This window comes from Helicobacter sp. MIT 05-5294 (assembly GCF_000765675.1).
Taxonomy (GTDB): domain Bacteria; phylum Campylobacterota; class Campylobacteria; order Campylobacterales; family Helicobacteraceae; genus Helicobacter_D.
In genome coordinates this window covers 1-26511 of sequence record NZ_JRPA02000022.1, presented here as the reverse complement: position 1 = coordinate 26511, position 26511 = coordinate 1, and the positions used below count along the sequence as shown (strand labels likewise).

The window sequence follows — 26511 nt, the reverse complement described above, 5'->3', positions numbered from 1 at the left end:
TTTAAGATTAAAAGTCTTATCACTTGCAGGTTAAAATAGAAGTTTGAAGTTAAGTTAAATTGAGATTTTAGATTTAGGTTTGAAAATTGTAATTTTCAATACAAAATTGGAGAAATTAGATAAAAATGATAAATATTAAAAATAACTTAGATTCAAAAGTTAAATCAGATAATAAAGATAATATATTTTTTCATAGCTTGTTTAATCGCATTTCTTTCAAAGATTTTACAAAAATAGATACTGATATACTATTTTTTATCATCACGCGTTTGCACAACAAGAAGAACAAAGTAATTAAAATAAATATTGATGAAATATTAAAATCACTAGATGAAAAAAATTCTAAATTTAAAAACAAAAAGAGATTCTTTGCAAATATTGAAAAATTCTGCGACAAGCTCCAGAGTTCTTTTATTAAAAACTATGTGGTTGATGGCAAAAATATGGATTTATACAGAATCACACTCTTTAATATCAGCTCACACTATGAAAACAATGTTTTAAGCTATCTTAATGTCAAAATTACTCCTGAAGCCTATAAATATTTCAATAACATTCATAAAAATTTTCTTGTGGGATTCTCTCTTAAAGAGTTTTCATTTATTACCACTAAAAGTGCTAAGAATCTCTATCGGATTATCAAAGAGATTGAATGCAGACATTTTAAATACCTTGATTTGGATTCTTTTGTGTTTCAGAATCTTATGGATATACAAAAATCAAATTCATCAACAAGAAGTTCAGAAATAAATAAATTTTATCTATTCCCTGCCCTTAAAGAACTCAATGGCTTGAATTATAAAGGTGAAAGATATTTCAAAAACCATATTGGTTACCAACCTATTTTAGAATCCATTAAAGGTGAGAAAAATGTAACAAGAAAGATTGTAGGATATAAATTCTTTTTTGAAAATGAGAAACAATGAAATCCTTAGACCCTTATTGTATGTGCTATTTTTTGCAACACATTTTCTCTTTCGCTAAAATCTCTATTAATGTATATAAGCTTTAAGGAATATCAATGGACGAAAATTATACAGACTTGGTGGATTTACCTGAAACACACGATTTCTATGGCGATTTAGATTATGATGCGATTCTTTCGTTTGACAAGGGTTTTCGCACCAAAGAAACACTGGATACTACAGCAAAATATGTAGCCAAAGAAAATGGTTTAGATGAACAAAAGGTTAGAGAAGAGCTAGAGAGGGCAAATGAACGAGAAAAAGAACAAAAAAATCGTGAAGAGGCTTTAGAGAGAGCTAAAGAGCAAGAAAAGCTTAAAGAAAATGCTAAAGAACCAAACCTAGAGCAAACCTTGCAAAATGAGGATTTAACCTTAGAAAATCACACAAGGGGACTAGAATATGAAAACCCCACATTGGGACTTCACAACGATTTATTAAACCCACACGAACCAAGTTTAGAGCAAGAACAAGCGTTAAAAAGCCTAGAAAGCTCCCTAGAGGTTGAAAATGTGAATGTGCAAAATGTCTTAAACACCAACTTAGCATACAAGGAAACACAAACAAAAATCAACAAGCTTTTAGAAATTAAAACAGATTCTTATTTTCCACAACAAAAGCTAGAACTTAGCCAAACCTCAATCAAAGGTATAGAATGCCACGACAAATTAAGCGAAGTATTAAATGCCAATCTATCCCTTAAAGAAACCCAAGCAGAAATTGAATTGCTAGAATCCCAAAAGAAAGAGGAGAAAGAAAAATCTCAAGAAGATTCCATAAGCAAAGAGGAATCCCAAACAAACACACAAGACCTACAATTACAAAACATAGATTCCAAAGAGGATTCCATTGATGAGAAGCTCCAAGCACTAAAAGATAAGCTCCAAGATGATAAAGACAAACTCCAAGAAGCAGTGGGCAAATTTAGCGCACAAGATATAGACGATTTGCTCCAAAGTCTTTATAATCTTGATAAAGCTTTAGCGCAGATGATGAAAGACCAACAAGAAATTGCAGAACACAATAGGGCACAAAGAGAATCAGAGTTAAAAGAATTAGCAGAGAAAAGTAAAATAGAGTTTTTGCTAAAGCTCACAGATGAAATGACAGATAAATATGTGCAAGTGCAAGATAATGTAGCTTTAATGCAAGAAGAAAAAAGCCTCTATGAAAGCCTCAATAAGGAAATGGATAAGGGCGTAGATAAAGAGGCAATACAAAAGAAACTGCAAAGCATTGAAAAAACTCACCCAAATTTCAGAGAAAACTATCAAAAGACTTTTAAAAAAGCGCAAGATTATGTCAAAGGAATCACAAAAGAGCAAACCAAAGAAAAACCACAAGGAATGCACCGATGAAAAAACAAATTTTGACTTTAAGTCTCACTGCAACACTAAGCTTTGCAAGTGGAATCCCTGTCATTGACGCAGGAAGTATTGCTCAAGCAGTAATGCAATATTCTCAAATGATGAAAGACTATGCCCAAATGCTAAAGGATACTGCAAACTTTGAAAAGCAAATGGATGAGTTTGGTGTGAATTTAACAGATATTAAATCAATTTATGGAGAGACACTCTCTATTATTAGCAATAGTCTTGATTTGTATCAAGAAATTAAAGATTTACCCGAAGATGTTTTTGACCAAACCGCTAAGGTGAAGAATGCTTGTAATGAGATTCTAAAAATCTCTGGCACAAATAGCATAAAAGATTCCATAGAAAAAGCTAAAAAGATAGAAAGAAGATTTGATGGTTGTTTAAGTGGAATCGCAAATACTCCCGCTATTTTAGAGGATATAGAAAGAAAGAATAAAGAAATCTTGGAACTGAAAGAAAGAGCGATAAAATTAGGTGGTAGTGATGAAGATTTGCAAAAAATTGCAGAGCTTGAATCTGAAATTGAGTATTTAAATCAAATGAGCAAATACAGCAAAACAATGGCACAAAACGAACAACTCACAAGCACGATTAGCACCTTAAATGGAATCGTGGAAAGCGAACCTGCAAAACATAGTGAGAAAATCAAAGCTTTTAGTAATCAAATGAAGCAAAACAATAACACCAAACAAGCCCAAGCCTTGACTAATTCTATGCTTTTGGAGTTAATCCAGCAAAACCAAAAAATCTATGAATTACAAGCGAAATTCTATCAACTAGAAGTTACAGAAAAACAAGCCAAAATTCAACAAATAAACGAGCCGAAATTAGTAAAACCTAATATTCAATCCCTCAATGAAATTGACCCTAATTTCCAAGAAAGAGCGGAAAAAGGCAAAAAAGTAAAGTTTGATGATTCAGGGATTCCTAATTTTATCCCAAATCCAAAATAATCTTAAACACAAAGGAAACACAATGCAAAACAAAAACTTCAAAAACATAATGGCTTTAAGCCTCTTAGGAATCGCGTTTAACTCTTATGTCTTTGCTTCTAATATCGCAGAAGAGAGTTTTAAACAATATCAAGCTAAACAACTCACAGGAGATACTAAAACCGCTTGTGAGGTAATTTTATGTTTGTCATCTCCTAGCAGACCAAGTGAGTGTAGTGCACCTATTGCAAAGTATTTTTCTATCAGTGCTAAAAAATGGAAAGATACGATAAAGAAAAGGAAAAACTTCTTAAAGCTTTGTCCCACAGGAGGTGATAGAGAAATGGAGAATTTAGCACAAAATATTATTCCCAATTTAGAGGGGGATTGTTCTGTGCCGCAACTTAATGCAAGAATAGAAAGCAAAGTTTTAGAAACTTATACTTACTATGATTCTAACAATATTCCTAGAAAAGTAGAGATTAAAGGACACAGAATCAATCCGAAAGCTACAAGAAGTTGTGAGCTTCTTAGCCAAAGTCCTTATACAGATTTTAGATTAAGCTATCAATGCTCACAAAAATTCTATAAAGATATTGAATGGCAAAGCAGTAAAGAAATCTTAGGCACAATCTCAAAAGCTCAATATGAAAAGCTAGATGAAAACCAAAGATTGCGTGTCAAAAAGACACTCACTCAAAAAGAGCAGAGGCAAAATGCAATCGCAAAGGCAAAAAATCTACCCTTACCAATAGAGGAGTATGATTACTATCAAACCAAGCCTATCAATAAGACTTGTTGGGTGAATCTTGCAAGAGAGTAATTAAAACTCTCTTGGATTTTTTGAATGGATTACAACAATTAAATAATTATTTTAAAAATGTTTATAAATATATTTAAATACCTAATTAATTTATATTTTAATAATTTAAAAATTATTTTAAATAATTTAATAATATAAAATAAATAGTTTTAAAATAATTTATAAAGGCTTTTAATGAATGTGCAAGAAATGGAAGAAATTATCAAACTTCCATTGGATTTAATTTTGTTAGATTGGAATTACACACACGATAGGGCAAAAAGTTCTAAAAACTCTATCAAGCTAAAAAATGCCAATGATGATTCTCTTATCATCACGAGAAATGGCAAAGGGCATTATCTCTATTGGAATCCAAAAGTTGAAGATGATAGAGGCAATATCTTTAATTTCTGCAAAAATAGAGGGATTGGGGTTAAGGATTTACTAGAGAGCAAGGATTTAGAGAAGTTAAAAGCTCCCAATGCACACACGCTCATTCCAAATAATTTTAAAAAAGCAACACTTGAAAGCGTAGAAAAATATAAAGAAATAAAAGAACTAGGAGAACAGAACTTTTTGTATGATGAGCGCGGAATCTCAAATTCTACTCTTTCCCTTTTTAAAACGCAAATTAAGCAAGATAATCGTGGCAATATTTGTATTCCTACTTACCAATACTCTACCATCAATGATAAAGTTTATTATCCGCAAATCGGCTATGTAAGTTATTTAAAAAAGCAAATCATAAAAGATAAAGAGGGACAACCTTACGATAAACCCTTGAAACAGCTTTGTTATGGTGCTAAGGGCTTAGAGATTTTAAGGCTTGGTGAGGGAAAAATTAAAAATATTCTTCTTTGTGAATCCAGCATTGATTCTTTAAGCCTTTTTGAACTAAAGGAAATCAAAGAGCCAACCTTGCTTTGTGCAACCAATGGAATCTTTACACAAGCACATAAAGAAATTTTAGAGAGCTTTGAACAAAAAGAGAATCTCTTTGAGAATCCAAAGGTTATTTTAGGGTTTGATAATGATGAGGCGGGGAATAGAAACGCAGATAAAGCAAAGGGGTGTTTTAAAAAGTTTGAAGTAGAGATTGTAACACCATTTTTGAAAGATTTTAATGACGATTTGATTGCTAGAAAACTATTAAAATCAAGACTCTACAAGCAAGAGGAAGAATTAAGTAAAGAAGTAGTGAATATGATGTTAGAAGTCTGTAATTACAAATTAGAATCATACAATACCATAGAATCTAAGCTCAATAATAAAAGTAAAAAAGACCTACAAAAAGAAACGCTACAATATGTAGGACGCATAGATTTCTTACTCAAAAAAGCTTCAATGCACCTCGATGAGCCTTTAAGGAAAAATGCACAGAAAAGCTTAGAGAAGTTTTTAGAATCTTTACAAAAAGAGCAAGTCAAAGAAAAAAGTAAGATACAATCCACGAACAAAGGAATCTCGAGATGAGAGAACCAAAACAAATTACTATTTTAGGAATTGTTGCACTTGCTTTAATGCTATTTTTGGATAAGAAAGATTCTTTATGGCAAAATATATTCAATCCTCGCTATTTTCTATTAATCATTAATTTTATATAATTATTAAAATAAACATTAAAGGATTCCAAATGACTTTAATTATTGAAGATGTAAAAGAGGAATTTTTACCTGCTACAAAAGCATTTGCAAAGGCTATTAATGCAAAATGCAAGGTAAAGAAAGAAGAGGAAGTTTATACTCAAGATTTTATTGAAAGCTTAGAAGAGAGTGAAAGAGAGTTTGAAGAGCAAAGAAAAAATAAGACGCTTAAAACCTATAAAAATGTAGAAGAAGCTTTTAGGTCAGAGGGTATTATTTGATGTATGAACTTTATTTAAGTAAAAGATTCTCCAAAGACGCTAAGAAATTGAATCCTCAAGATTTAAAACATACTATGAGAGTTTTGCAGAAATTGTGTAATGGCGAAAAATTAGAACATAGATATAATGACCACGCATTGCAAGGTAAATTTTCTAAATATAGAGATTGTCATATTAAGCCTGATTTAGTTCTAATTTATGAAAAGAAAGAAAATCTTTTAATACTGAAAGCATTGCGAATTGGAAAACATAGTGAAATTTTTAAATAAATAATCCAAAAGGGACAAATTGACTTAGTATGTATTTAAAACCATTATATTTTCTCCTTATATTCTTGTGAAAGAATCTATTTTGGGGTTTGGGATTTGTTGCTTTGGAGTTATAGATGATTCCATCTTCAAATCTTTAGAAATAATTTTTTGTTCTGCTATTTTTTCTTTTATTTTGGCAGCTTTTTTAGAATTTCTTAATACCTTTAGTGAAAGTTCATTTAATAGCAAGGTGTTATCTATGTTTAAATTCTTAGCGAGGGCTTGAAACTCTTTTAGTTCAAACTCTTTAATTCTGTCTTTTTTACTAAGAGAGTTTGCAAGATAAGAATAGCGCATTTTGATAAGATTCTTTACACATTTACCATTTTCATCGTATCTTTTAGACAAAGATTCATCTAAAGCACAAGCAAGGGAATTATTAAATAACTCATTTTGCACTCTTAAAAGCCTAAATCCATTAGCATTTTTAAAGTTTGCAGAAAAGATAGAATCCATTATGGCTCTATGCTCTAAATATTCCTTAGTATTTTCTCTGAAACTTTGCTCATTCAGTGCAATCTCACGCTTAAATCTCTCTATCAATGCCACTTGATTTTTAGAGAGATTCTTCCTAAGATAGTTTTTCTCTATAAATTCAATATATTTCTTTTTTTCTTGCAAAGAAGAATAAAAATCTCCCACTTCTTTGCCATGATTATAATTATCTAAGCGGATAAATTCTTTTTTTAAAGTGCTGTGTTGTTTTATCATGGATTTTGTGGTTTGGGTCAAATCTTTTATGCGTTCATTATAGATTTTTACTTCTTTGTATTGTTTGAAATAGATTTTGTTATTGTCTCTTTGATTTTCTAATGCTTGAAGCAAAAGTGCATTTTTTTCATTATACAAATTTTTCAATAAATCTTTAGATTTTTTAATTTTTTTATCAAAATTTTCTAGTTTTTTACCGAGTGCAATTTGTTCTTTTTGCAAGATTTCATTGACAAAAACTTTAGATTGGAATTTGTTTTCTTTTAGAGATTCTATTTCTTTTTGTAAATCCTTTTCAAGTCTAGATTTGTTTTGATAGTTATAGCCTCTTGCGTTTAAAGCAGTCGCAAAATCATTGCGCAAAGTATTAAACAAAATTCTTATATCACTTCTTTCTTTGAAGTGTAATTTTTTTTGCGTAAAAATATTTCTTTTGTTGAGTAAAATATGAATGTGGGGATTGTTTTGGTGAGAGTGTGGAACAAAAACATAAGAATAGCCCCAAAAGTTTTTATCCATTACTTCTTTTGTAGCTTTAAGCAAATTTTCCATATTACGAGGACTAACATTTTCGCGCATAGAAAAACACAAATGCCAAACATCTTTTGAATTTGCCTTTGTGCCAAAATCCTCATTCCATTCTTTAAAAATCTCACGCGCTTCTTTGTGATTTCCATCTTCATCAATGCAATAAAAATCATCAGAATTTTTAATCACATAATTCAGTGCGTTTTTGAATCCTTGTTTGTTTAAATTGGAAATATTTTTAACTACAACTTGTTTTTGGAGATAGGTAGAATCACCTTTGGTATTTTTAGAAAATCTTATAGTTTTCGTATCAAAGAAAATATCTGTCTTTCCCCTTTTTTCTTGACGAACTTTTCTTGCTTTTATTTCCTCAAAGTCAAAGAAAAAATCTTTAGTTTTTTGATGATTTTCCATTTGGATTCCTACTTGATTATGTATTTGTTATTCATTTATTTTTGCCTTGTATTCCTCAAAATTTGCACAAGTTACCACTTCCCCTTTTTCATATTCTCTAATTGCCTCATCAAGTGCGGGGATAGAATGTTTTTCTTGAAGTTTATAATGAAAATGTGATTTACTTTTTAAAAATTCTTTTAAAGATTGTATGAAGTCATCATCTACATTTTCTATGCTCAACTTTAATGTTGTCATTAAAAACTCCTCTAAAGCTTAATCTAAAAGGATTCTACAAAAAACAAAGTCAAAAGTAAATGCAAAATTTTTAGCAGGATAACCCTCAATATGTGCTAAAAACACATATTTTTAGTCTATAAATCCCAAATTTTAGGGATTTATAGTGATTTTCATAATTTCTTGAAAAATTATAAAAAGATTTTTGCCTGAACTTTTCAATAAGTTTGGGCAAAAATATCAAGCAAGGCTTTGAAAATTTAATGCAATGTTTTTGAAATTTTTAAGCAGAATCTTTTTAAATTTTGAAGTAAAATTTTTAAAATCTCAAGTAATTTTTTCAATGCAGAGTAAAAATTCTTAAATCTCAAAGCAATATTTTTAAATCTAAAGCCTCAACTTTGAAAGACAAAGAATCTTTAAAAACAAATTGTAAAATCCCTTAAAGGCAGTGCAATACTTTTAAAATTTAAAGCAATATTTTTTACAAAAAGTAACAACAAAAATAAATTAATGATAAATTTTAAAATGCGGAGTAAGCTTAAAAATTTTCAAGATTCAAATTATTTTTGAAATTCCTTAAACACAAGATTCTTTAAAATTTTATACTTGGAAAATTTTATAAATTTTGACTATCGCTTAAGCTAATTTAAAATTATTTTAAGTAAATTTTATTCTTTCTAGGCTCATATTTTAAGCGATTCTTTTTAAAAAATACTCCGCAAAAATACCCCTGTGCTTTTTCAAGAAATCCCATTATCATTGCAACAAATTTATTTCAAAGGATTTAAAAATGTTGAAAAAAGTTTGGTTGAAAGTCTCAATACTTTTCTTGGTAAATATGCCTCTTGCTTTGTTGGGTGCAAATGATTCTGCGCTTGGAAAATTCAAAGGACATTTTGAAACAGAAGTTACCAATACCGCTTCAGATTTGGCTTCAATGATTAACACTTTTGTGAGTGTTGTTGGGATTTTATGGTTAGTGATTTTATTTATTTTTGCAATGTTCCAAAAAGACAGAATGATGGAGCATATCAAAGGAATTATTGCTGTCTCTGTAATACTTGGAATCATTTGGGGAATCTCAAAATCCCTGATTTAAAAATCTAAAAAATTAAAAATTCAAAGGGGAAAAAGAATGTTAAGTTCTGTTTGCTATCGTGAAATGACCAAAAAACCAAAGGCAAAAGGTTTAACTATTACTTCTTGGTTTGTTTGGGCTTTTAGCACTTTTATCCTTTGGTTTTTAATTGCTTTTTATATGATTCCTGCAAGTCTTAGCATTCTTGCTTTGCTTTATACTTTAGAATTTTTTGATGAAGATATTTACGATATTTTAAAAACAAAATTCAAAATCAAATCCAAAAAATTCTATGCTTGAAGGATAAAAAATGACAATTTTTAAAGACTTTTTTAAAACCAAAGAACCAAAACCCAAAAATCAAAAGCAAACCGATATGTTTAAAATGATTAATAAAATTTTAAAGCAAGGGGATAGTATTTTTACATTTGCCCAGCCTAAAATTTTCTCTCTTTCTCAAGAAAATAATATTGCACAAAAATATGATGATGAAATCATTGTTACAAATGATAAAAATCTTTGCATTGGATTCAAACTTTTTGGATATTCTTATGCTTCTATCACTCCCGAAAATGAACTCAATCTTTGCGAATGCAGAAACAAATTCTTTACTTGCCTTGATAATGATTTAGAACTCAATATTGTATGCAAGAAAGAAAAAATAACACTAGATTATGTCAAGAATGATATTAAAAATCCTTACGCAAAAGAAATTATTGATAAATGGGAAAATTTGCGTGAGGCTTATCAGATTGTCTATTATTTGATTATCTCTACTAAGACTAAAGCAATCTTAGGAGAGCTAAACAAATTCAAAGACAGAGTAACCAAAGAAAAAAACACAGAGGGAGAAGATGAAGAATATCAAGAATCCAATATCATTGACTTATCACAGACAAGCACATTGCAAAAACAAGCCAATGCGATCCATTATGGACTAGATATTAAAGCCCAAAGGTTGCAAGAGATTAAAGAAAGCGTTAGTGGATTTTTAGGACAATTCCAACCCAAAGTGTTAGATTCTAATGAACTCATTAACTTCTTTGCCACTTATTGCAATATGACCAAAACAGACCTAAAATATTCTTATGAAATGCTAAGTGATTGCTATATCACTTCCAATTTAGAATTTAAAAAAGACTATATGCTTTTTTATACCAATGAGGGTAAGAATGTTTATGCAAGATTCCTAAGTGTGAAAGCCTATGAAACAGAGAATATTTCAAGTCTCATTAGCACCGCAATCTTGCGTGAAAATATGGAATATACGATTTTTGTGCATGTAGAGACTTATCCTAAAGCAAAAGCTTTGAAGAAAATCAAAGATACCGCAGTCTTTGCAGTCCAAGAAGCCAAAGAAATGCTACAAGCCCTAAGTCAGGATATTCAAAGCGATAGAGAAAAGCTCCTTGAAGTGAGCTATTCTATTTTGCTTCATCAAACCGCTAAAGATTCTACAAAATCCTCACAAAAAGAAGCATTGGATATTTTAGAGGAAAAAACAAATAAACTTAAAGCAGTATTAGAAAATCTCTCTTTAGCCACCACGCGTGAGACTTTAAACCAAATTCCGCTTTTCTTTAGTTTTTTTCCAAGCAGAGGCAACCTCAATGCAAGATTAAGAAGTTTGCAAAGCTCTAATCTTGCTACGATGATGAATCTTGAAAATGATATTTTGGGATTCAAAGATAATCGTTGGGGAAATGCACCCATTACAATTTTTAAACATTTAAGCGGAAGCCCTTACTTTTTTAATTTTCATGCAACAAATGGAAAAGAAGCTCCGGGACATACAATGATTGTTGGGGGGACAGGAACAGGAAAAACTGCTCTAACGCAATTTTTAATGTGCAATCTTTTTAAATATGATATTAATATCTTTGCGATGGATAAATTAAGGGGAATGCACAATTTCACTCAATTTGTAGAGGGTGAATACCATGACTTAGAAGATTCTAGTGGTTTTAAACTCAATCCCTTTTCATTAGAAAAGACCCTAGAAAATAAAGGATTCCTAAAAGCCTTTATTGCGATGATGTGTGGGGTAACCAAAAATGACACACAAGAGATAAACAATATCAACAATACGCTTGATAGAATCCTTGAACTCCCCCAAGCAAAGTTGAGCGATTTTTATGATTCTATTGAAATAATGCAAGATTCCAAAGACATTAAAATGGCTTTAAAGGAATACATTGGGGCAGAATCTATTTTTGATAATGAAGCAGACGCCCTAAACTTTGATAAGCAACTTGCCATTTTAAATATGGACGCAATACTTAAAAATAAAGAGTTAAGTGCATTAACTGCAATTTATTTATTCCACAAAATTAAAAATGTCTCCAAAAACAGCAACAAAGGATTCTTTGTTTTTGTAGATGAATTAAAAGATTATCTCAATGATGAAGTAATGCGAGAACATATCCTAGAAGCAATTCTAGAGGTGCGTAAAATTAATGGCGTGGTAATGATGGCAACGCAGAGCTTAGGATTCTTTAGAGAAATTCCTAAAGGCACAACATTCTTAGAGAATATGACAAATTTTCTCATCTATCCCACAAGCAACCAAAACGCCCTAGAAGATATGCGAGAGCTGATTAACCTAAGAGGTTCTGAAGTTGCATTTTTAGCCAACACTCAACCACAAGAACGAAAGATTCTATTAAAACGCGGAGAATATAGTGCGATTTTAAATGTCAATCTCTCACGACTAAATCCTTATTTGCGTGTTTTTAGTTCAGACGCTGGAGATGTCAAACAATTAAAAGAGCTTAAAGCTTACTATGGTGAGAAAGAATGGCGTGAGCTTTATTTGCAAAACAAAAAAATCCCACAATACTAAAATACTAAGGAGAAACCCAATGAAAAAGATTTTTTTTAGCCTAAGTTTAATTGCAGTCGCACTTACCTTTAATGCTTGTAGCACAAAAAAGGTTGATAGGCAAAGCCCTTGTGCTTGTTATGAGATTGAAAAAACCCAAGATCCAAGAGGATAGAAAATGTTAAATCTTAAAGACCCTAACTATATTTTTGCGATAGAAAAGAATGTAACAAAGATTTTATTTTTGCTTGTCATTGGACTAATGATAGCTTTAACGCTCACAATCCTTACCATAGCAATTTTACTTCCACTTAAAGAAACAAAGCCCTATTTAGTGTTTTTTTCTGACCCGCAAGGAAGCTTTTTTAGAGTAGAAACAGAGGGATTTAATGTGCGTAGTGATGTCGCACTTTTAAAATCTCTTCTTGCAGGTTATGTTTTAAAAAGAGAAACTATTAATCGTATTGACGATGAATTAAGATATAGAGAAATTGCCTTGCAAAGCGACAATAAAGTTTATGGTGTCTTTCAAAAGGCGGTTACACAACAAGGCTCAATCTATCAAACGCGCAATCTTTATAGAGAAATTGAAATTATTAATAGTCAAATCCTCTCTAATGATATTGCGAGTGTAGAATTTATTGCTATCACAAGGGCTGGAGAATTACAAACAGGATTCCAAAGATATAAAGCAACTCTAAAATTTGGGTTTGAAAGTAAAGAAATTGCAGAGAATGCAATTCCTCTAAATCCCACAGGATTCAAAGTTTATGAATATGCCTTAAGCAAAGTCAATATTGAAACCACAAATCCAAATAATCCCAAAAATCAAAAGAGGTAGAAAATGGAACAAATTGGCAAACTAGCAATTATTAGCATTATTTTAAGCACTTCTTTGTGCGCCATAGACCCACAAACACAAGAAGCTTTGAATCAAGCCTTTGAGATTCAAAAAGAAGTGGAGAAGCAAAATTTAAGTGGGGAATCCCCCTTTAATAGTGGAAAATTAACAATGGATAATAAGGGAGATTATGTGGGCAATAATCTCTCCATTGCGCAAACCCAATCTTATCAAAATCCAAATTATCAAAACACTTACCAAACAACCTATCCGCAAGGTAGTTATCCACAAGAAGAGATTAGCGAAGAGCAACTTTTATTGATGAAACAAGCTTTAAGAAATAAGAATCTAAGAGCAATTCAACAAAAGTTTTTAAATAAAAAATACACAGGATTTGAAAACACTTTGCAAATTCCTTATGAAGAAAACAAAACACAAAAGATTCGCACCCGCTTTTCTATGGCAACTACTCTAATGTTTGATTCAGATATTGCAAGTTTTATTTTAGGAGACCAAAGCGGTTTTAGAGTAGAGGAAATTCCAAACTTAAACAATGCCCTATCTATCAAGCCTCTTCTTATTGGAATTGATACGAATCTTACAATTTTCACCAAAGACAATAAAATTCATAACTTCTACCTCTACTCCACAGATTATAGAAGCAAAGAGAATCCTAATTTGCTTGTGCAAATTGTTGATGAGGATTCTAAAGTTTTAACGCAAGAACAAAGAGAACAAGAAGAAAAAGAATGGTTCATTATCAAAGAGGGTATCGCAAAAGTCAAAGTCAAAAGAAAGGAGATGAACTTTAACTATAAACAAAAGGCTAAAAAACAAAATGAGTGGCTCATAAGTGATGAAATCTTTAGCGATGATACTTGGACTTATTTTAAATACGATAAGAAAAAGAATAACAAAATTCCTAGCATTTTTGCAGTAATTGATAAAAAAGATACGCCTGTGGAAACAAAGGTAATTGGTAATTATATTATAGCAGAAACAAGAAATCCTAAATGGACAATTTGGAGTGGAGATTCTTATGTGTGCGTAGAAAGCACAGAACCATTTACTGACCTCTCCGAGCAAAACAAGGTAGAAATAAGGACAATTAAGCAATGAAAAATAGCATTTCAACAAGCTTAATTCTAAGCTTACTTTTTAATCCAATTTCTAGCATTGTAGCAAGTGAGAGTATTTTCTCTAATACAGAAGAATCCGCCAAAGAATCTCCACAAAATCCTTTAAGAGAAAATTTGGACTATCTTTTTAATACCAATTATCCTTTAGATGATTATCTTTATAAGCAAAAACCTACACCCAAATATTTAAGCGAAGATTTTATGGAAGACCCTAACGCCTTGCACCAAAACTCTATTAATTCCGAAAGTGAAATCATCAATAAGGCGGACGCTTTACAAAAAGAAATTGAAGCAAAAGAACAGATAAGCACTGCAAAGAAAGTTGTAGAGAATCAATCCAAAACCACCTCAAAACCCATTGTTAAAAACACACAGCCTCTCACAAAAGAACAAAAACTCAATGCAATGCTTAGAGATTCTATTCTTGCAGAGCGAGGCAACGGAGAAACACTATTTTTAGGCAAAGGGACACAATGGGGAGTGGATAGATTCTCTAATCAAGAAAACATTGACAATGCCACAAATGAGCATAGATTGCTTAGAATGGTGCGTGCGGGGAGATTAATCCCAGCTATACTAATGAGTGCAATCTCAAGTGATTTAAGCGGAATCGTAAGCGCACAGGTGGAAGAAGATATTTATGCCACAATGGGACAGGCAGTGATGATTCCACGAGGAAGTAAGGTTATTGGGATTTACACTAGCAGTGGAGAGGTTACAGGACACGCAAGATTGCAAATACAATGGAGAGAGATTATTACACCACAAGGTGTAAATATCTTGCTCACCAATACTAACACTGCGGATTCTATGGGAATGAGTGGAGTGGAGGGACATTTGAATAATCGCTATTTAGAGAGATTTGGAATTCCCTATGCACTCTCTACTCTAACTAATGTGTTATTGCTTTCGATTGCAACCAATAATAACAAAGGCAACAATACTTATAGCGAATCCATTTACAATCAATCCCAAACAGATTTAAGCACGATTGTGCAGGAAGTTTTAACGCAACAAAGGGCGATTAAGCCAACCATAGAAATTAAAGCAGGTAGCAGAATCTTTATTGTGCCAACCCACCACATTTGGTTTCCAAAACCAAGAAATGGTGAAGTGATGACACAATATTTTAAATAGGAGAAACAATGGCAGAATTTAACGAAGTGGTAAATTTTATGGAAAATGTGGAATCAAAAAATGCGAAGCTAGAGAGAAAGAAAGAGGCTTTAAAGAGAATCTACAAAGACATCACACAATTAGAATCTCAACTTGCTAGAGAAAAGCTCAAAGCAACCAAAATTTTAGATGAGATTAACGCCTTAAGCAACCCTAGCAACGCAGAAACAAAATCTAGCAATACAGAGAAAGAAGCATAAAATGCAGGGTGCGAAAAGCCTAGAAGAAAGATTGGAAGCCATTAATCAATCGCAAGAAATTAGTGCGATTTTAAAGACAATTCTTAGACACTTAGATAAATACCTTTGCCTTGAAGCCAATGAGCTAATCATTAATCAAGAAAAAGAAATTTGGATAGATAGACAAGGTGAGTGGGAATATATCCACGATGAGACTTTGCATTTGCCAATCTTAGAGAGTTTTTTAAAAGAATTAGCAACAAGGAGAAATCAAGCTTTCAATGAGAGCAACCCCTCTTTAAGTTGTGAGCTTCCCTATCCTTATCTAAGATATAGGGTTCAAGCCCAACATAAAAGCGTTTTATTTAATTCTAATATTGGAATTTCTATTAGGATTCCAAGTAAAGCTAGATTTGAATTAAATGCTTTTACCTTAAGTGATTTGTGCTTAGAGAAAGGTTGGACTTATGAAAAGATTAAAGACTTAGTGAGAACACACAAAAGTATTTTGATTAGCGGGGGAACAGGCACAGGAAAGACAAGTTTTTTAAATGCTTTAGCTAATGAAATTGACCCAAGTGAAAGAATTGTAACCATTGAAGATTCACAAGAGCTTTCTTTGAAAAATCATAATCTTTTACAACTTGCTGTGCCAAAAGTAGAAACCAATACTTATAGTTACAAAATGGCAATTGATAACGCTTTAAGATTAAGACCCGATAGATTGCTGTTAGGGGAAATTGATATGCGCAACACTCTCCCTTTTTTAAGAGCTTCTAATACAGGACACGATGGCAACCTAAGCACACTTCACGCAAATAGCCCAAAAGATGCCATTAAAGCCATTGCGATTAATGTAACTTTGGGGGGAGGATTGCAAAATCCAGATACAAAGATGATGAACTCTTATATTGCAAGTGGAGTAGATTTTATCATTCAAATTAAGAGAATTGGGAAACAAAGAGTAATTACAGACATTTTAAATCTGAAAGAAGCAGATTTGAATGCTTTGGTATAGGAGAGAAAATGAGATTGAATCTATATTTAAATCCACAAGAATTTAAAGCTTTGTCAAAATTGAAAATACAAACAGGTTATACAAAAAATGCACTGATTCGTCAAATGATAAATCAAGAAAATATGAATCCAAAAATTCAAGAACAGCAAGAGATTCATAAAATCTTTGTGAATAATATCCATAGAATCGGAAATAATCTTAATCAAATTGCCTACAAATTAAATGCCAATGCAGAATCTCTAAATCAAAATTCACTTAGTGTAATTTTAGAAGAAATTAAAGAGCTTAAAACCACATTGCAAGATTACAAAATCTATTTTAAGAAGCCAAAAAGCAAACAAAAATATCACAAAACTAAGGATTCTCAAAATGTCTAAAGAAATTACATTAAAACAATGGCTGATAGGATTCGTAGTTTTTTCCATTTTAAGTGTGATTTTCTATTTTTTAGCAGTGAAATATATCTTTAATCCAAATTTTAAAGATGTGCTAAATGTAGGAATTCTCATCTTGCAAAATATCACAAGCGGGACGCTCAAATTTAAAGCCTATCTTGCAATCCTTTTTGGATTAATGCCTCTTTGCACCCTTATTGTTTATTTCTTTATTCATACCAACAAAGGCTTAGAAGATTATGGGAGTGCGTCTTTTGCAAAAAAGCAAGATTTTCCAAAGATGAATATTAATGGGGAAAAGGGCTTAATGTTGGGAGTGCTTTTAAAAAAGAATGGCGAAGTAGAACAATATTTGCGTTGTTTAAGTCCTTTAGCATGTCTGATTGTTGCACCACCGGGAACAGGAAAGACTGCAAGTATCGCATTGCCCAATCTCTTTTCAATCTTTAATTCTGTTGTTGTGCTAGATATTAAAGGGGAACTCTATCAAAAAAGTGCGGGATTCCGCCAACAAAAGTTTGGACATAAAATTTTAAGATTCTCACCGCTAAGCATAGAAGAAAATACAATGTTTTTCAATCCTTTTGATAGAAAAGTAATTCAAAATTTGGATTATGTAGAGCAAAAAACATTAGCCGACCAAATCGCAGGAACAATCTTTGTGGGAGAAAAAGGCAAAGAAAACGACCATTGGATTGTATCAGCAAAAACAATGTTTAGTTTTTATGCAACCTATTTTATGCAAAAAAATGGACATACAAGTTTAGGTGAATTAGCACAAGCTCCAAAAATGGATAAATTTGACTTCATTAGCGATGAAATTAAAAAACAATTTGAATTAATCAAAGAAGACGAAGATACAGGCAAAATAGAAAGAGATTCCAGCAAAAGCGAAGAAAAAGCTTTTTATACGCAAGTGAGTTTAGATGAATCCTTGCATGATATTACAAGAAATCAAGGCAAGTCTTATAGCACTGCCGCAGAAACAGAGTTTGCAAGTATTAAATCCACCTATGATACCTTTATGGCTGTTTTTCAAAATCCACGCGTAGCAAATGCAACCTCTACAATGAGTTTTGATTATTATGATTTGAGAGAAGAAAAAATCTCTTGCTATGTAGTAATCCAAAGTGAAGACATAGATATTCTAGCCCCTCTAATTAGAATCTTTGTAGAGACAATGTTTAAAAAACTAATGAGTGGCAAAGAAAATAGCGACCCCAATAAATTCGTTTATTTTATCGGCGATGAATTTGTGAGATTTGGAAAAATGCCTTATTTGTTAGAAGCTCCTGCGCTTTGTAGAAGCTATGGACTAATTCCAATCTATATCACCCAGAGCTACGAGCAGATTAAAAAATACTATGGGGAAGATGATTTGAATATTCTAAGAAGCAATGTGGGCTATCAAGTTGTCTTTACCATGAATAGTGCAAAGGACGCGGAAGAACTAAGTAAAATGATAGGGAAATTCACAAGAAAGAAACTCTCTACTAGTAAAGGTAACCTAGATTTAATTAAAAGCAATGATTCTATCTCTAGTGAGGGATACGAACTTGTTCCAGCTCAAGATATTTTAAATATGCCAAACACTGATATTTTAATCCTCATTCGTGGATTTGTTAAACACCCCATTAAAGCCAAAGTGAATTTTTGGTTCAAAAACAAGGAATGGAATGGTGCAGATAAGATTCCTGTTAAAAGTGAAGAAGAATTGCAACAAGAAAAAATCTTAATCGCGCAAGAACAAGAATCCTTAGAATCCACTCAAAAAGAAGCAGAAGCACAAGCACAAGCAGAGGATTTAAAGCCACAAACAACACCAAGACCTAGAATCCAAGCAGTCATTGATACGCGCGAAAAAATTGCAAGAATTAATGCGCTAAAAAAGGCAAAAGAGGATTTGCAAAAAACTCAAGAATCATTAGAAAAACAAGGTTTGGAAGAAACGCAAGAATTGGACAAAGAAGAAGCCCAAGAAGAATCTCAAGAAAATACGCAAAATCCAAAACTTCAAGAATCTCAAGAATCTCAAGAGATTCCGCAAGATTCTAAAGAGCAAGAAGAAATAAACAGGCAAGAAGTCAAAGAAAAAGAGGCATTCATAGAGCAAGAGTTAGGCAAAGAGGGATTAAAAGAGTTTTTTATGACTTTAGTTAATAAATGTGGAAATTGCGAAACAGAAGAAGAATATAAAAGCCTCTTAAAAACATTTCAAAATAGATTTTATAACAATGAAATGTCATTAGAAAAAATCAAACAAATTATAGAAGCTATCAAGGAGGAGCAAGAAGAGGATACTGCTTGAATCCTCATTTCATAAGCTAAAGTAAGCTTATTGCGAGTAATTTTACCTTAGCTTATTCTTAAAACGATTATCGCTCCCTTGTTTTAATTGTGGAGGGGATAAGCTAAAAATACCAAAAAGGAGTGCAAATGCAAACTCAAAATGATTCTAAATTGGAGAATCCTAACGAAAACCTAGAGTTAGTGATTCCAAAAGTTGCGCGAACAATGGACTTGACAGAAGAAGAATATCAAGAACTATTGATTCAAGTGGGGGCAGAGAATGAGGCTCATTCACCTCTTTTAGAGCCAGATGCTTATGATGAAGAGGGAAAACCTTTGTATTCTGATTTTGTTGATGAAATCAATACCGCAAATTAATAATCGTCTTGAAATAGACGACACTATCGGGATAAACATTTTAAATATCAGGAGAAAAAATGGAAAAAGAGAATCAAGAAAGAAAAGATTGGAATGAGATGAGCAACAACGAAAGATTGGAGTTTGTTAATCAAAAGAAAAGAATCGTTGTAGGTATGGCTTTGAGTGAAAGAAATATAGGCAAAATGTTTTGGAATTATGATTTGAGTAATCAAAAAATAGAAAAAACTATGCCTTATAACAAAGCCACAGGAAAGCCATTTTTAGGACTTAATGGAGTAATGTTAAGAACCTTTGCCCAAGTCAATGGCTATAAAAGTAATGAATTTATCAGTGCAAGACAAGTTTTTGAGTTAGGTGGCAAAATCAAAACTTATCCTATGCACGATAAAGAGGGAAAACCTATTCTTGACAAAGACGGACAACCCGTCTTAAAAGGCAAATCGTTTCAATATGAGTATATGGCAGAATATGGTATGCAACCAAAAATTGACCCTAACACTAATGAGCCAATGAAAGCCATTTCAAAAGAGGGTAGAGAATATATTGTAAAAGAGCGTGTAGATTATGCAACACCTAAGCTTGAAACAATGAATATCTACCACATTAGCGAGGTTAGCGGAATTGACAAAAGCAAACTTAAAAGTTTGGATTTAAGCAATTTGCCAACATATAGGGAAAAATTAGCAGAGCAGACCAAAAACACTTTGCCAAATCTTGAAAAAATTGGAATCACAGGAGTAGCAAAAGACACTATCTTAAGATTCCTTAATGCCCAAAACAAAGGCTTAGACTATACGCCATCGCAATTACAAAAAAGTATTGCAATGAAGTATGGCAAAGCCCAAGAAATCGCACCTAAGCAAAAAGAGCAAGGGCGCGGTGGAAGATAGGAAGCTATTGTTTTTAAGAATCTTTTAAAAAATAGCACAGCAAAGAGTTGTTTAGAATCATTAAGGAAGGCATTGCTTCCTTTTTGGATTCAAATTGATAATTGATAAAGGAATACAAATGACTTTAAAAGAGAAAGAAAATCTCTTATTCAAATTATTCAAAATGGGTATAAAAAATATCAATGAGGGACGCAATAATTTTGGATACTCACTTACTTATTTTGATAATAAGGCTAATAGCTTAGAAGAACTGAATTCTAAAATATTACATAATAATGTGAAATCAACACTTGATTTTTCACTTACAAACAATATTCTTAAAATTGAAATTTTTTATTTAACAAGTAAAGATAAAATCCTTATCATAAAGACGAATCATTTTAAAACAGAGCAAGAAATAAACAAAATCATAGAAGAATCTAAAAATAAGCTTCTCAAACTTGAACCGCAATTAATACAAAGCAAACTCTTTTTTTACGATAAAGAATTATTGCTTCTACTTAGAGAAAATAAGATTCCAGAATTCCTCCAATTAAGAAAAGAGTGGGAATGGGAAAATGTAGTATTTAAGGCGCAAGAAAATGAAATTTGAAATTTTACTTGCATTGCAAGTTGCTTTAGAAAAAATAGAAAAAGAAACAAACTTTCGTTTTGTTATAGATAAAAACAATGCAGAAATTTATTGTTTTGAACCCAATAGCAAGGAATCTTTTGATAAAATTAATATTCAAAAAGAATTAAAGGAGAGTAAAAATGGAAATCCTATCAAGCGACCAGATTCCACAAGCGTGGAAAGATGTTCCAGCAATGTCATTGAGCGAGTTAGAGGAATTATCCAAGAGAGAAGCAGACGAAGCAGAGCAAGAATTGAGAAAGGTGAGGAATTTACGAGTGCAAACAGAAATCTTCAAGAATTCAGCACTTATGGAAATGGGTATTCTCACATTAGAGCAAGTCTATCCCAAAGACAAAAACAACTAGAAGAGGAAATCAAACAATCCCAAACCTACAAACAAAAAGCCCTAAAGTCTTACCAACAACAAGGAGTGTCTCTCACTCCAATCAATACAAAAGAAATCCTTACAAGATGCCAAGAAGCCTTGAGAGCCGATAAAGGCTTTAGGACAGAACAAACACTTAAAACTACTGCAAAATACCTTGCAAAAGATTGTAATATCAGCCAACAAGAAGCACAAAAATGGCTAAATACAGCCCTTGAAATAGAAAAACAACAAGAATCTAAACAAGAAAAGCAATCCCAAATCACACAAAATATCCAAGAAATAAAACAAGAAATAAAATCACAATCCAAAGCAATTCCAAAAGAATCCAAAAAAGAGATTCCAAAGCCAATCTCTAAAACTAAATCCACAACACAGACAAAATCAACCAAAGAACCTTATAGGGGAAGATGAATAAGATGAGGAGAAAAATATGAATTTTAAATTATTAGCGAGTTTTCTAAAATTCCTAGATTTAGACGAAAAACCAAAAAACACAGTAGAAATTCTAACCAAACAAGAAAGCAAAGAAAGTGTTAAAGAATCTCCGCTTAATGATATTTATAAACTAGAAGCAAAGGATTCTATTCCACTAGAAAAAACAATCACTAAAACCACTACTAAACAAGTAGGCAATGAAATCATCACAAAAGAAATTATTATTACTGAAACCTTTAATGGAAGCTCTATACAAACCAAAACAAAAACCAACACCTACACCCAAACAACATTCCAAAGGAGAATCTAATGGCAGATAGCGTGAATAAAATCCAAGAAAGCGCAAGAGGCGTCATTGAATCCACACTAGGCTTTATGCAAGAAATTGTAGAAAATATGATTTCCAAGCTTTTTGAAGCGACACAAAGCTTATTTTTTAATGGTGTTGCCTATTCTTTAATAGGATTAATTGCAATGTTTTGGCTATTAAAAAGATTGCATAAGGGAGGGATAGACAGAGAGGATACCTATCAAGCAATCGTTTGGATAACTATCGTTTGTTTTGTTTATACAATAATGAGTTCTGAAGCTATCTATTATGAGTTTTTGCATTTACTGCATTTGCCAATCAACTATGTAAGTGCCATTACCATAGGAAATTTTGCAGGTTATGGAGACAATGCTACTTTTACAGACACACTCGCAAATGGAATCAATACACTCAATAATTTTTGTGGGACAATTTTTAATACTCTATTAGAAAAAAATTCTCCAAGCAGTGCTTCAGTAAAAATAGTGGATTTTTTTAGCGGTGGGGCATTATCTATTGGGGCAATGATAGTAACTTGTTTTGAATTTATAGGATATGCCTTTGTATGGCTTTTGTTTATGATTTTAATCCTTGCAATCTTTTGTATTGTATCAGTTACTACATTCATGAAGACTATCATTTTATCCTTAGCAGTGATTACGATTCCACTTTTAATGCTAAGCCAAACAAGAGGATATTTTTTCTCGTGGCTAAAACTATATATTTCTTATTCACTCTATGCGCCTGTGGCAATGGTAATAGCAGATTTTCCACTTGAAGCACTCAAACAAATAGCAAAAACAGACATTGCAAAACTTTCGTTTGGAGAAAATTGGTGGGTAACAATTATCTTTACACCAATGGGATTGTCAATAAGCGCAATTATTGCTTTGATTGTATTTGCTAAAGTGCCAAGTTGGATAAATCAAATTTTAGGCACTCAAAATGACGCAGGGATTGGATTAGCACCATTAAAAATGGCAGGAGCTATGGCAATGACTGCAGGAGTAGGAGCAGTAGGAGCAAAAATAGCAGGAAATACACTAATGAAATCCTTAGGTAAAGGACTTATGGAAGCAACACCAGGAGGCAAAAGCATAATGGGAGCAGTGAATGCAAGTAAAGCATTAAAAGAAGAAAAAGCCTTTAGAAAAAACATTGAATCTTTATCAAGTTATTACACAGGAGGATAAGATAGTGAAGCAAATTTTAGATGTGTGCTGTGGATTCAGATGTTTTTATGCCGACAAAGAGAACTCAAATGTTCTTTTTTGTGATAAAAGAGAAGAAGTAAGCCCAAATCAAATCTTAGATTTTACACACTTACCCTTTGAGAATAAAAGTTTTTCTTTAGTTATTTTTGACCCTCCACATATTGCGCCAAATCGTGGCAGTGAAAAATCTTTTATGGTGCAAAAGTATGGGAAGCTAAGCCCAAACTATAAAGAGGATTTGACAAAAGGATTTTTAGAATGTATGCGTGTGCTTAAAGACAATGGCACTTTAATTTTTAAATGGAGTGAAGCACATATTAGCCTAAAAAGTATTTTAGAATGCTTCCCACAATCCCCAATTTTAATGCAAAAAAGCTCTAAAACTTCACATTTTTGTGTATTTTTTAAAGAATCACAAACCAATCTATCTCACAAGGAGATTCTAAGTGAAATAGATTGAATCATAAATTATTTTAAAGGAGTAACAATGAATATCGTTACAATTTGTGGAAATCTCGGAGCAGATTTTGAAGTTAAGGATACTAAAAGTGGTGGAAAAGTTGCAAGAAATTCTGTGGCAATCACAGAAAAACACAAAGCAGACAATGGCGATACGATAGAGCATACTGATTGGATTCCTATTGTTATTTTTGGTAAGAAAGCGGAGACCGCCTCTACATACCTAAGGAAAGGTGATAAGTTTTTAGGTAATGGTAAGATTTATACCTACACCTATGACGATGAGAATGGCAATAAAAAATATGGTTGGCAAGTAATTATTCAAAACTTCACCTTTGTGAATCAAAAGCGAGAGATTCCAAATCCTCCACAAGTGGTTGCTGAAGTTGTTTATGAAAATGTGCCACAAGCCACAGAGGAAGCCCAAACTTTGGTAAATAGTGAAGCAGAGCAGGAAACACCATTTTAAGCCCTTTGGGGCTTAGACTAAAGGAATGATATGAATTTTAGTTACTCATATACAGATAATCAAAAAGTATTAATTGCTGGAAATAGAGAAATAGAAACTTATAGGTATCCCCCTTTTACAAAAGAAGAGATACTTAATGCAATTAGAGATTTTATTATGGAAGAAAAGATAGAGAATGAAAAGATTATTTTTACCCTATATCCAAAAACTCCTAGAGAATTGAATTATTTTAGAGAGGGTGAAAATTGGATTTGGAATCCAAAGGATAAAAGTTTAATCCCTAGAGAACCTAATTTGTTTTAAGGAGAGTAGATGAAGCTAGAATCCTTACAATTAATGCAAATGCAACTAGAATGGATAGGTGTAGGTTATTGTCTTGCAATTTTACCCCCTAGTGTTTATTGGTTTAAATTTTATATTTTTTTATTTGATTATTTTTAGAAAAAGGCGTAAGAATGGAATTTGACTTACTTTTAAAACTCAAAGAGTTAGAGAAAGAAACAGGATATAAAATCGTTTTAAGTAACGAAAATATTTTGTATTTTTCAGAACCAAATGCTACAATACCATTTAAAGCAATCAGTATAGAAAATATTTTAAAGGAGAATAGCGATGCAATTAGCACCAATTCCAGCAGAACAAATACCACAGGAGTGGAAAGAACTACCGATATTATCATTCGACGAAGCAGAGGAATTATCCAAGAGAGAAGCAGACGAAGCAGAGGAATTCGCGAGGGAAGCGGAAGTATTCGCGAGGGACGCAAAAGCATTTGTGGAATCAATGGTGATGAAATATGGAGAAGAGATTTTGAAGCCAGAGTATCGCTCCAAGAATTACAAACAAGAAGCCAAAGATTAGAAGATACAAATCGCTTTATACAACAATCCCAAACCTACAAACAAAAAGCCTTAGAATCCTACCAACAACAATTAGGAGCTTCTGCTCCACAATCTAACTTACAAAGAGAATCTTCTCAATTAATTGATTATGAATCTCTCTTAAATACAGATAAAGGATTTAGAACTAAAGAAACTTTAGAATCCTTAATCAAAGACATTGCTAAAGAATATAAGATTGATATAGAAGAAGCTAGAATTGGTATAGAAAGAGAACTGCAAAAACAATCCCAACAAAAAGATTCCAAAGATTCTATTTCCAATCAATCAAAACAAGAGTCCAAAAAAGAGATTCCAAAACCAATCTCTAAAACCAAACCTACAAAACAGATAAAAGAACCTTATAGGGGAAGATGAAGAAAAGGAAAGCAAATGAAAGAAAATGAAAATCTTATCAAAAAGACTTGTAAGGAATTAGGACTTACCTATCGTGAGCTTGGAGAGAAGATAGGGTATAGTGAAGCCACTTTAAACAAAAATGCTTCTACTGGCGAAATAAGCAAAAGTCTTGAATTTGCTATCAATTTGTATCTTGAGAATTTGAAACTTAAAGAAAAGCTAGAAGATTTTAGAAGCCTTTTTAAAACTTTTAAAAAACTCTTACAAGAAGAATCATAATAAGGAGAAAAAATGAAAATTCGTAATACTAATGGAAAATGCGTAGGGAATCTAAACAGAGACTCTGAATACAATCTAGTATTTAATGAAGAAAAAGGTATGTGTGAGATACTAGAGAATCTTTGGACATTATCCATTGTAAATAATATTTCACTAGATAAAGAATTAGATAAAAAAGCTTTGCTTTTAATCTTGAATTTTTATCATAAGAATCTTGGAATCAATTTGGGAGAAGAAGTCTCTCTCATAGCAGAATCAGAGGAAGAACAGAAAATCTTAGGAGATTCAGAGATAAAACTAATACTTCAAGTGATGGATTTTAAAGAGGATGGGGAATGAGCTTAGAATGGATAAGTTATTGCCTTACAATTTTATCTCTAGTGTTTTATTGTTTATGTATCATCTTAAGTTTTATGTTAATTCACTTAGTTTTTATCAAAAAAGCAACAAGATTGCACACTAAAGAAAAAGAATGAAAGCATTAATTAAAACCACCGCCAAAGTGGTAAGTTTTAGCGGTGTAAATTTGCAAGAGGCAGAGATTTACCAACTCTAAAGTTTGCAAATTTTATCCATTTAGCCTTATGGACAGACACATTATACTACATTTTACACAAGGGAGAGCAAATGAACCTAGAGAACGCTTTAATCGTGATTGAAAGCCCAAATAAAAAGGAAAAGATTGCAAAAATCACAGGGGCGCAAGTATTCGCCACAGGCGGACATTTTAAAGAATTAAGCAAAGAGGTTATTAAAGATACAGAAAGCTATGAA

Annotated in this window: 34 protein-coding genes; 32 read left to right on the top strand and 2 right to left on the bottom strand. The window is 32.1% G+C overall.

Annotated features, from left to right (window positions below):
- Positions 1-125 precede the first annotated feature (125 nt).
- The 8 genes from LS69_RS09010 to LS69_RS08980 all read left to right on the top strand — a co-directional run bounded on the left by LS69_RS09010 (position 126) and on the right by LS69_RS08980 (position 6208).
- Positions 126-926 carry a replication initiation protein gene (locus LS69_RS09010; protein WP_138124272.1) on the top strand — a complete coding sequence of 267 codons (801 nt, stop codon included), beginning with the start codon at positions 126-128 and terminating at the stop codon, positions 924-926.
- Positions 927-1021: 95 nt separating this feature from the next.
- Entirely contained in the window at positions 1022-2323 is a 1302-nt protein-coding gene (locus LS69_RS09005) for a hypothetical protein (RefSeq protein ID WP_138124270.1), read from the top strand.
- Positions 2320-3294 carry a type IV secretion system protein gene (locus LS69_RS09000; RefSeq protein ID WP_138124268.1) on the top strand — a complete coding sequence of 325 codons (975 nt, stop codon included), beginning with the start codon at positions 2320-2322 and terminating at the stop codon, positions 3292-3294. Before LS69_RS09005 ends, LS69_RS09000 begins: the two co-directional genes overlap by 4 nt.
- A gap of 22 nt (positions 3295-3316) precedes the next feature.
- Positions 3317-4096 carry a TrbM/KikA/MpfK family conjugal transfer protein gene (locus tag LS69_RS08995; protein WP_194145477.1) on the top strand — a complete coding sequence of 260 codons (780 nt, stop codon included), beginning with the start codon at positions 3317-3319 and terminating at the stop codon, positions 4094-4096.
- A 174-nt stretch (positions 4097-4270) separates the two neighbouring features.
- The gene (locus LS69_RS08990) at positions 4271-5548 is read left to right on the top strand and encodes a toprim domain-containing protein (RefSeq protein WP_138124264.1); all 1278 of its coding nucleotides are present in this window, start codon (positions 4271-4273) and stop codon (positions 5546-5548) included.
- Positions 5545-5679, top strand: a complete 135-nt coding sequence (locus LS69_RS11135; RefSeq protein ID WP_275050972.1) for a hypothetical protein — start codon at positions 5545-5547, stop codon at positions 5677-5679. Before LS69_RS08990 ends, LS69_RS11135 begins: the two co-directional genes overlap by 4 nt.
- Positions 5680-5708: 29 nt before the next feature.
- Positions 5709-5939 (top strand): DUF2683 family protein, encoded by a 231-nt coding sequence (locus LS69_RS08985; protein ID WP_138124262.1) that lies wholly within the window; start codon positions 5709-5711, stop codon positions 5937-5939.
- Entirely contained in the window at positions 5939-6208 is a 270-nt protein-coding gene (locus LS69_RS08980) for a type II toxin-antitoxin system YafQ family toxin (protein ID WP_138124260.1), read from the top strand. Before LS69_RS08985 ends, LS69_RS08980 begins: the two co-directional genes overlap by 1 nt.
- 57 nt (positions 6209-6265) lie before the next feature.
- Here LS69_RS08980 and LS69_RS08975 read toward each other — a convergent pair whose 3' ends face one another.
- Both LS69_RS08975 and LS69_RS08970 read right to left on the bottom strand, forming a co-directional pair.
- Positions 6266-7903 (bottom strand): relaxase/mobilization nuclease domain-containing protein, encoded by a 1638-nt coding sequence (locus tag LS69_RS08975; RefSeq protein ID WP_138124258.1) that lies wholly within the window; start codon positions 7901-7903, stop codon positions 6266-6268.
- 27 nt (positions 7904-7930) lie between these two features.
- Positions 7931-8140, bottom strand: a complete 210-nt coding sequence (locus tag LS69_RS08970; RefSeq protein WP_138124256.1) for a hypothetical protein — start codon at positions 8138-8140, stop codon at positions 7931-7933.
- Positions 8141-8912: 772 nt separating this feature from the next.
- On the opposite strand from LS69_RS08970, the gene LS69_RS08965 reads away from it, so the two are divergent.
- From LS69_RS08965 to LS69_RS08860, 24 genes are all read left to right on the top strand, one after another.
- Positions 8913-9221 (top strand): hypothetical protein, encoded by a 309-nt coding sequence (locus LS69_RS08965; protein ID WP_138124254.1) that lies wholly within the window; start codon positions 8913-8915, stop codon positions 9219-9221.
- A gap of 36 nt (positions 9222-9257) precedes the next feature.
- A complete protein-coding gene (locus LS69_RS08960; protein ID WP_138124252.1) occupies positions 9258-9500 on the top strand; it encodes a hypothetical protein in 243 nt (80 codons plus the stop codon).
- 10 nt (positions 9501-9510) lie between these two features.
- The gene (locus LS69_RS08955) at positions 9511-12042 is read left to right on the top strand and encodes an FtsK/SpoIIIE domain-containing protein (RefSeq protein ID WP_138124250.1); all 2532 of its coding nucleotides are present in this window, start codon (positions 9511-9513) and stop codon (positions 12040-12042) included.
- Between the two features lie 19 nt (positions 12043-12061).
- Entirely contained in the window at positions 12062-12196 is a 135-nt protein-coding gene (locus tag LS69_RS11130; RefSeq protein WP_275050971.1) for a hypothetical protein, read from the top strand.
- Between the two features lie 3 nt (positions 12197-12199).
- A complete protein-coding gene (locus tag LS69_RS08950) occupies positions 12200-12862 on the top strand; it encodes a VirB8/TrbF family protein (RefSeq protein ID WP_138124248.1) in 663 nt (220 codons plus the stop codon).
- A gap of 3 nt (positions 12863-12865) precedes the next feature.
- Positions 12866-13981: a TrbG/VirB9 family P-type conjugative transfer protein gene (locus LS69_RS08945; RefSeq protein WP_238699287.1), complete on the top strand. Its 1116-nt coding sequence runs from the start codon at positions 12866-12868 to the stop codon at positions 13979-13981.
- Positions 13978-15138: a DNA type IV secretion system protein ComB10 gene (locus LS69_RS08940; RefSeq protein ID WP_138124246.1), complete on the top strand. Its 1161-nt coding sequence runs from the start codon at positions 13978-13980 to the stop codon at positions 15136-15138. The genes LS69_RS08945 and LS69_RS08940 overlap by 4 nt, the downstream gene beginning before the upstream one ends.
- Before the next feature lie 8 nt (positions 15139-15146).
- The gene (locus LS69_RS08935; protein WP_138124244.1) at positions 15147-15377 is read left to right on the top strand and encodes a hypothetical protein; all 231 of its coding nucleotides are present in this window, start codon (positions 15147-15149) and stop codon (positions 15375-15377) included.
- Position 15378: 1 nt separating this feature from the next.
- Positions 15379-16374, top strand: a complete 996-nt coding sequence (locus LS69_RS08930) for an ATPase, T2SS/T4P/T4SS family (protein ID WP_138124242.1) — start codon at positions 15379-15381, stop codon at positions 16372-16374.
- Between the two features lie 8 nt (positions 16375-16382).
- A complete protein-coding gene (locus LS69_RS08925; RefSeq protein WP_138124240.1) occupies positions 16383-16751 on the top strand; it encodes a CopG family transcriptional regulator in 369 nt (122 codons plus the stop codon).
- Positions 16744-19077: a type IV secretory system conjugative DNA transfer family protein gene (locus LS69_RS08920; protein WP_138124238.1), complete on the top strand. Its 2334-nt coding sequence runs from the start codon at positions 16744-16746 to the stop codon at positions 19075-19077. The genes LS69_RS08925 and LS69_RS08920 overlap by 8 nt, the downstream gene beginning before the upstream one ends.
- 128 nt (positions 19078-19205) lie before the next feature.
- Positions 19206-19436, top strand: coding sequence for a hypothetical protein (locus LS69_RS08915; RefSeq protein ID WP_138124236.1), 231 nt, complete (start codon positions 19206-19208; stop codon positions 19434-19436).
- A gap of 59 nt (positions 19437-19495) precedes the next feature.
- Positions 19496-20329: an ArdC-like ssDNA-binding domain-containing protein gene (locus LS69_RS08910; RefSeq protein ID WP_138124234.1), complete on the top strand. Its 834-nt coding sequence runs from the start codon at positions 19496-19498 to the stop codon at positions 20327-20329.
- Positions 20330-20447: 118 nt separating this feature from the next.
- Positions 20448-20921, top strand: a complete 474-nt coding sequence (locus LS69_RS08905; RefSeq protein WP_138124232.1) for a hypothetical protein — start codon at positions 20448-20450, stop codon at positions 20919-20921.
- The gene (locus tag LS69_RS08900) at positions 20911-21744 is read left to right on the top strand and encodes a hypothetical protein (protein WP_138124230.1); all 834 of its coding nucleotides are present in this window, start codon (positions 20911-20913) and stop codon (positions 21742-21744) included. The genes LS69_RS08905 and LS69_RS08900 overlap by 11 nt, the downstream gene beginning before the upstream one ends.
- Before the next feature lie 19 nt (positions 21745-21763).
- Positions 21764-22078, top strand: coding sequence for a hypothetical protein (locus LS69_RS08895; RefSeq protein ID WP_138124228.1), 315 nt, complete (start codon positions 21764-21766; stop codon positions 22076-22078).
- On the top strand, positions 22078-23271 hold the full coding sequence (locus LS69_RS08890) for a type IV secretion system protein (protein ID WP_138124226.1): 1194 nt from the start codon (positions 22078-22080) through the stop codon (positions 23269-23271). The genes LS69_RS08895 and LS69_RS08890 overlap by 1 nt, the downstream gene beginning before the upstream one ends.
- Positions 23272-23275: 4 nt before the next feature.
- Complete coding sequence (locus LS69_RS08885) at positions 23276-23752, top strand: class I SAM-dependent methyltransferase (protein ID WP_138124224.1); 477 nt, start codon at positions 23276-23278, stop codon at positions 23750-23752.
- 27 nt (positions 23753-23779) lie between these two features.
- Positions 23780-24220 carry a single-stranded DNA-binding protein gene (locus LS69_RS08880; protein WP_138124222.1) on the top strand — a complete coding sequence of 147 codons (441 nt, stop codon included), beginning with the start codon at positions 23780-23782 and terminating at the stop codon, positions 24218-24220.
- 30 nt (positions 24221-24250) lie between these two features.
- The gene (locus LS69_RS08875) at positions 24251-24523 is read left to right on the top strand and encodes a hypothetical protein (protein WP_138124220.1); all 273 of its coding nucleotides are present in this window, start codon (positions 24251-24253) and stop codon (positions 24521-24523) included.
- Positions 24524-24532: 9 nt separating this feature from the next.
- On the top strand, positions 24533-24661 hold the full coding sequence (locus LS69_RS11125; protein ID WP_275050970.1) for a hypothetical protein: 129 nt from the start codon (positions 24533-24535) through the stop codon (positions 24659-24661).
- A gap of 14 nt (positions 24662-24675) precedes the next feature.
- Positions 24676-25476, top strand: a complete 801-nt coding sequence (locus LS69_RS08870) for a hypothetical protein (RefSeq protein ID WP_138124218.1) — start codon at positions 24676-24678, stop codon at positions 25474-25476.
- Positions 25477-25491: 15 nt separating this feature from the next.
- The gene (locus tag LS69_RS08865) at positions 25492-25737 is read left to right on the top strand and encodes a transcriptional regulator (protein WP_138124216.1); all 246 of its coding nucleotides are present in this window, start codon (positions 25492-25494) and stop codon (positions 25735-25737) included.
- A gap of 12 nt (positions 25738-25749) precedes the next feature.
- On the top strand, positions 25750-26076 hold the full coding sequence (locus tag LS69_RS08860; protein ID WP_138124214.1) for a hypothetical protein: 327 nt from the start codon (positions 25750-25752) through the stop codon (positions 26074-26076).
- The last annotated feature ends 435 nt before the right edge of the window (positions 26077-26511 follow it).

What these genes read in the sequence shown, in the direction of transcription:
- LS69_RS09010 (WP_138124272.1), top strand. Translation starts at nt 126, where the DNA reads ATGATAAATATTAAAAATAACTTAGATTCAAAAGTTAAATCAGATAAT.
- LS69_RS09005 (WP_138124270.1), top strand. Translation starts at nt 1,022, where the DNA reads ATGGACGAAAATTATACAGACTTGGTGGATTTACCTGAAACACACGAT.
- LS69_RS09000 (WP_138124268.1), top strand. Translation starts at nt 2,320, where the DNA reads ATGAAAAAACAAATTTTGACTTTAAGTCTCACTGCAACACTAAGCTTT.
- LS69_RS08995 (WP_194145477.1), top strand. Translation starts at nt 3,317, where the DNA reads ATGCAAAACAAAAACTTCAAAAACATAATGGCTTTAAGCCTCTTAGGA.
- LS69_RS08990 (WP_138124264.1), top strand. Translation starts at nt 4,271, where the DNA reads ATGAATGTGCAAGAAATGGAAGAAATTATCAAACTTCCATTGGATTTA.
- LS69_RS11135 (WP_275050972.1), top strand. Translation starts at nt 5,545, where the DNA reads ATGAGAGAACCAAAACAAATTACTATTTTAGGAATTGTTGCACTTGCT.
- LS69_RS08985 (WP_138124262.1), top strand. Translation starts at nt 5,709, where the DNA reads ATGACTTTAATTATTGAAGATGTAAAAGAGGAATTTTTACCTGCTACA.
- LS69_RS08980 (WP_138124260.1), top strand. Translation starts at nt 5,939, where the DNA reads ATGTATGAACTTTATTTAAGTAAAAGATTCTCCAAAGACGCTAAGAAA.
- LS69_RS08975 (WP_138124258.1), bottom strand. Translation starts at nt 7,903, where the DNA reads ATGGAAAATCATCAAAAAACTAAAGATTTTTTCTTTGACTTTGAGGAA.
- LS69_RS08970 (WP_138124256.1), bottom strand. Translation starts at nt 8,140, where the DNA reads ATGACAACATTAAAGTTGAGCATAGAAAATGTAGATGATGACTTCATA.
- LS69_RS08965 (WP_138124254.1), top strand. Translation starts at nt 8,913, where the DNA reads ATGTTGAAAAAAGTTTGGTTGAAAGTCTCAATACTTTTCTTGGTAAAT.
- LS69_RS08960 (WP_138124252.1), top strand. Translation starts at nt 9,258, where the DNA reads ATGTTAAGTTCTGTTTGCTATCGTGAAATGACCAAAAAACCAAAGGCA.
- LS69_RS08955 (WP_138124250.1), top strand. Translation starts at nt 9,511, where the DNA reads ATGACAATTTTTAAAGACTTTTTTAAAACCAAAGAACCAAAACCCAAA.
- LS69_RS11130 (WP_275050971.1), top strand. Translation starts at nt 12,062, where the DNA reads ATGAAAAAGATTTTTTTTAGCCTAAGTTTAATTGCAGTCGCACTTACC.
- LS69_RS08950 (WP_138124248.1), top strand. Translation starts at nt 12,200, where the DNA reads ATGTTAAATCTTAAAGACCCTAACTATATTTTTGCGATAGAAAAGAAT.
- LS69_RS08945 (WP_238699287.1), top strand. Translation starts at nt 12,866, where the DNA reads ATGGAACAAATTGGCAAACTAGCAATTATTAGCATTATTTTAAGCACT.
- LS69_RS08940 (WP_138124246.1), top strand. Translation starts at nt 13,978, where the DNA reads ATGAAAAATAGCATTTCAACAAGCTTAATTCTAAGCTTACTTTTTAAT.
- LS69_RS08935 (WP_138124244.1), top strand. Translation starts at nt 15,147, where the DNA reads ATGGCAGAATTTAACGAAGTGGTAAATTTTATGGAAAATGTGGAATCA.
- LS69_RS08930 (WP_138124242.1), top strand. Translation starts at nt 15,379, where the DNA reads ATGCAGGGTGCGAAAAGCCTAGAAGAAAGATTGGAAGCCATTAATCAA.
- LS69_RS08925 (WP_138124240.1), top strand. Translation starts at nt 16,383, where the DNA reads ATGAGATTGAATCTATATTTAAATCCACAAGAATTTAAAGCTTTGTCA.
- LS69_RS08920 (WP_138124238.1), top strand. Translation starts at nt 16,744, where the DNA reads ATGTCTAAAGAAATTACATTAAAACAATGGCTGATAGGATTCGTAGTT.
- LS69_RS08915 (WP_138124236.1), top strand. Translation starts at nt 19,206, where the DNA reads ATGCAAACTCAAAATGATTCTAAATTGGAGAATCCTAACGAAAACCTA.
- LS69_RS08910 (WP_138124234.1), top strand. Translation starts at nt 19,496, where the DNA reads ATGGAAAAAGAGAATCAAGAAAGAAAAGATTGGAATGAGATGAGCAAC.
- LS69_RS08905 (WP_138124232.1), top strand. Translation starts at nt 20,448, where the DNA reads ATGACTTTAAAAGAGAAAGAAAATCTCTTATTCAAATTATTCAAAATG.
- LS69_RS08900 (WP_138124230.1), top strand. Translation starts at nt 20,911, where the DNA reads ATGAAATTTGAAATTTTACTTGCATTGCAAGTTGCTTTAGAAAAAATA.
- LS69_RS08895 (WP_138124228.1), top strand. Translation starts at nt 21,764, where the DNA reads ATGAATTTTAAATTATTAGCGAGTTTTCTAAAATTCCTAGATTTAGAC.
- LS69_RS08890 (WP_138124226.1), top strand. Translation starts at nt 22,078, where the DNA reads ATGGCAGATAGCGTGAATAAAATCCAAGAAAGCGCAAGAGGCGTCATT.
- LS69_RS08880 (WP_138124222.1), top strand. Translation starts at nt 23,780, where the DNA reads ATGAATATCGTTACAATTTGTGGAAATCTCGGAGCAGATTTTGAAGTT.
- LS69_RS08875 (WP_138124220.1), top strand. Translation starts at nt 24,251, where the DNA reads ATGAATTTTAGTTACTCATATACAGATAATCAAAAAGTATTAATTGCT.
- LS69_RS11125 (WP_275050970.1), top strand. Translation starts at nt 24,533, where the DNA reads ATGAAGCTAGAATCCTTACAATTAATGCAAATGCAACTAGAATGGATA.
- LS69_RS08870 (WP_138124218.1), top strand. Translation starts at nt 24,676, where the DNA reads ATGGAATTTGACTTACTTTTAAAACTCAAAGAGTTAGAGAAAGAAACA.
- LS69_RS08865 (WP_138124216.1), top strand. Translation starts at nt 25,492, where the DNA reads ATGAAAGAAAATGAAAATCTTATCAAAAAGACTTGTAAGGAATTAGGA.
- LS69_RS08860 (WP_138124214.1), top strand. Translation starts at nt 25,750, where the DNA reads ATGAAAATTCGTAATACTAATGGAAAATGCGTAGGGAATCTAAACAGA.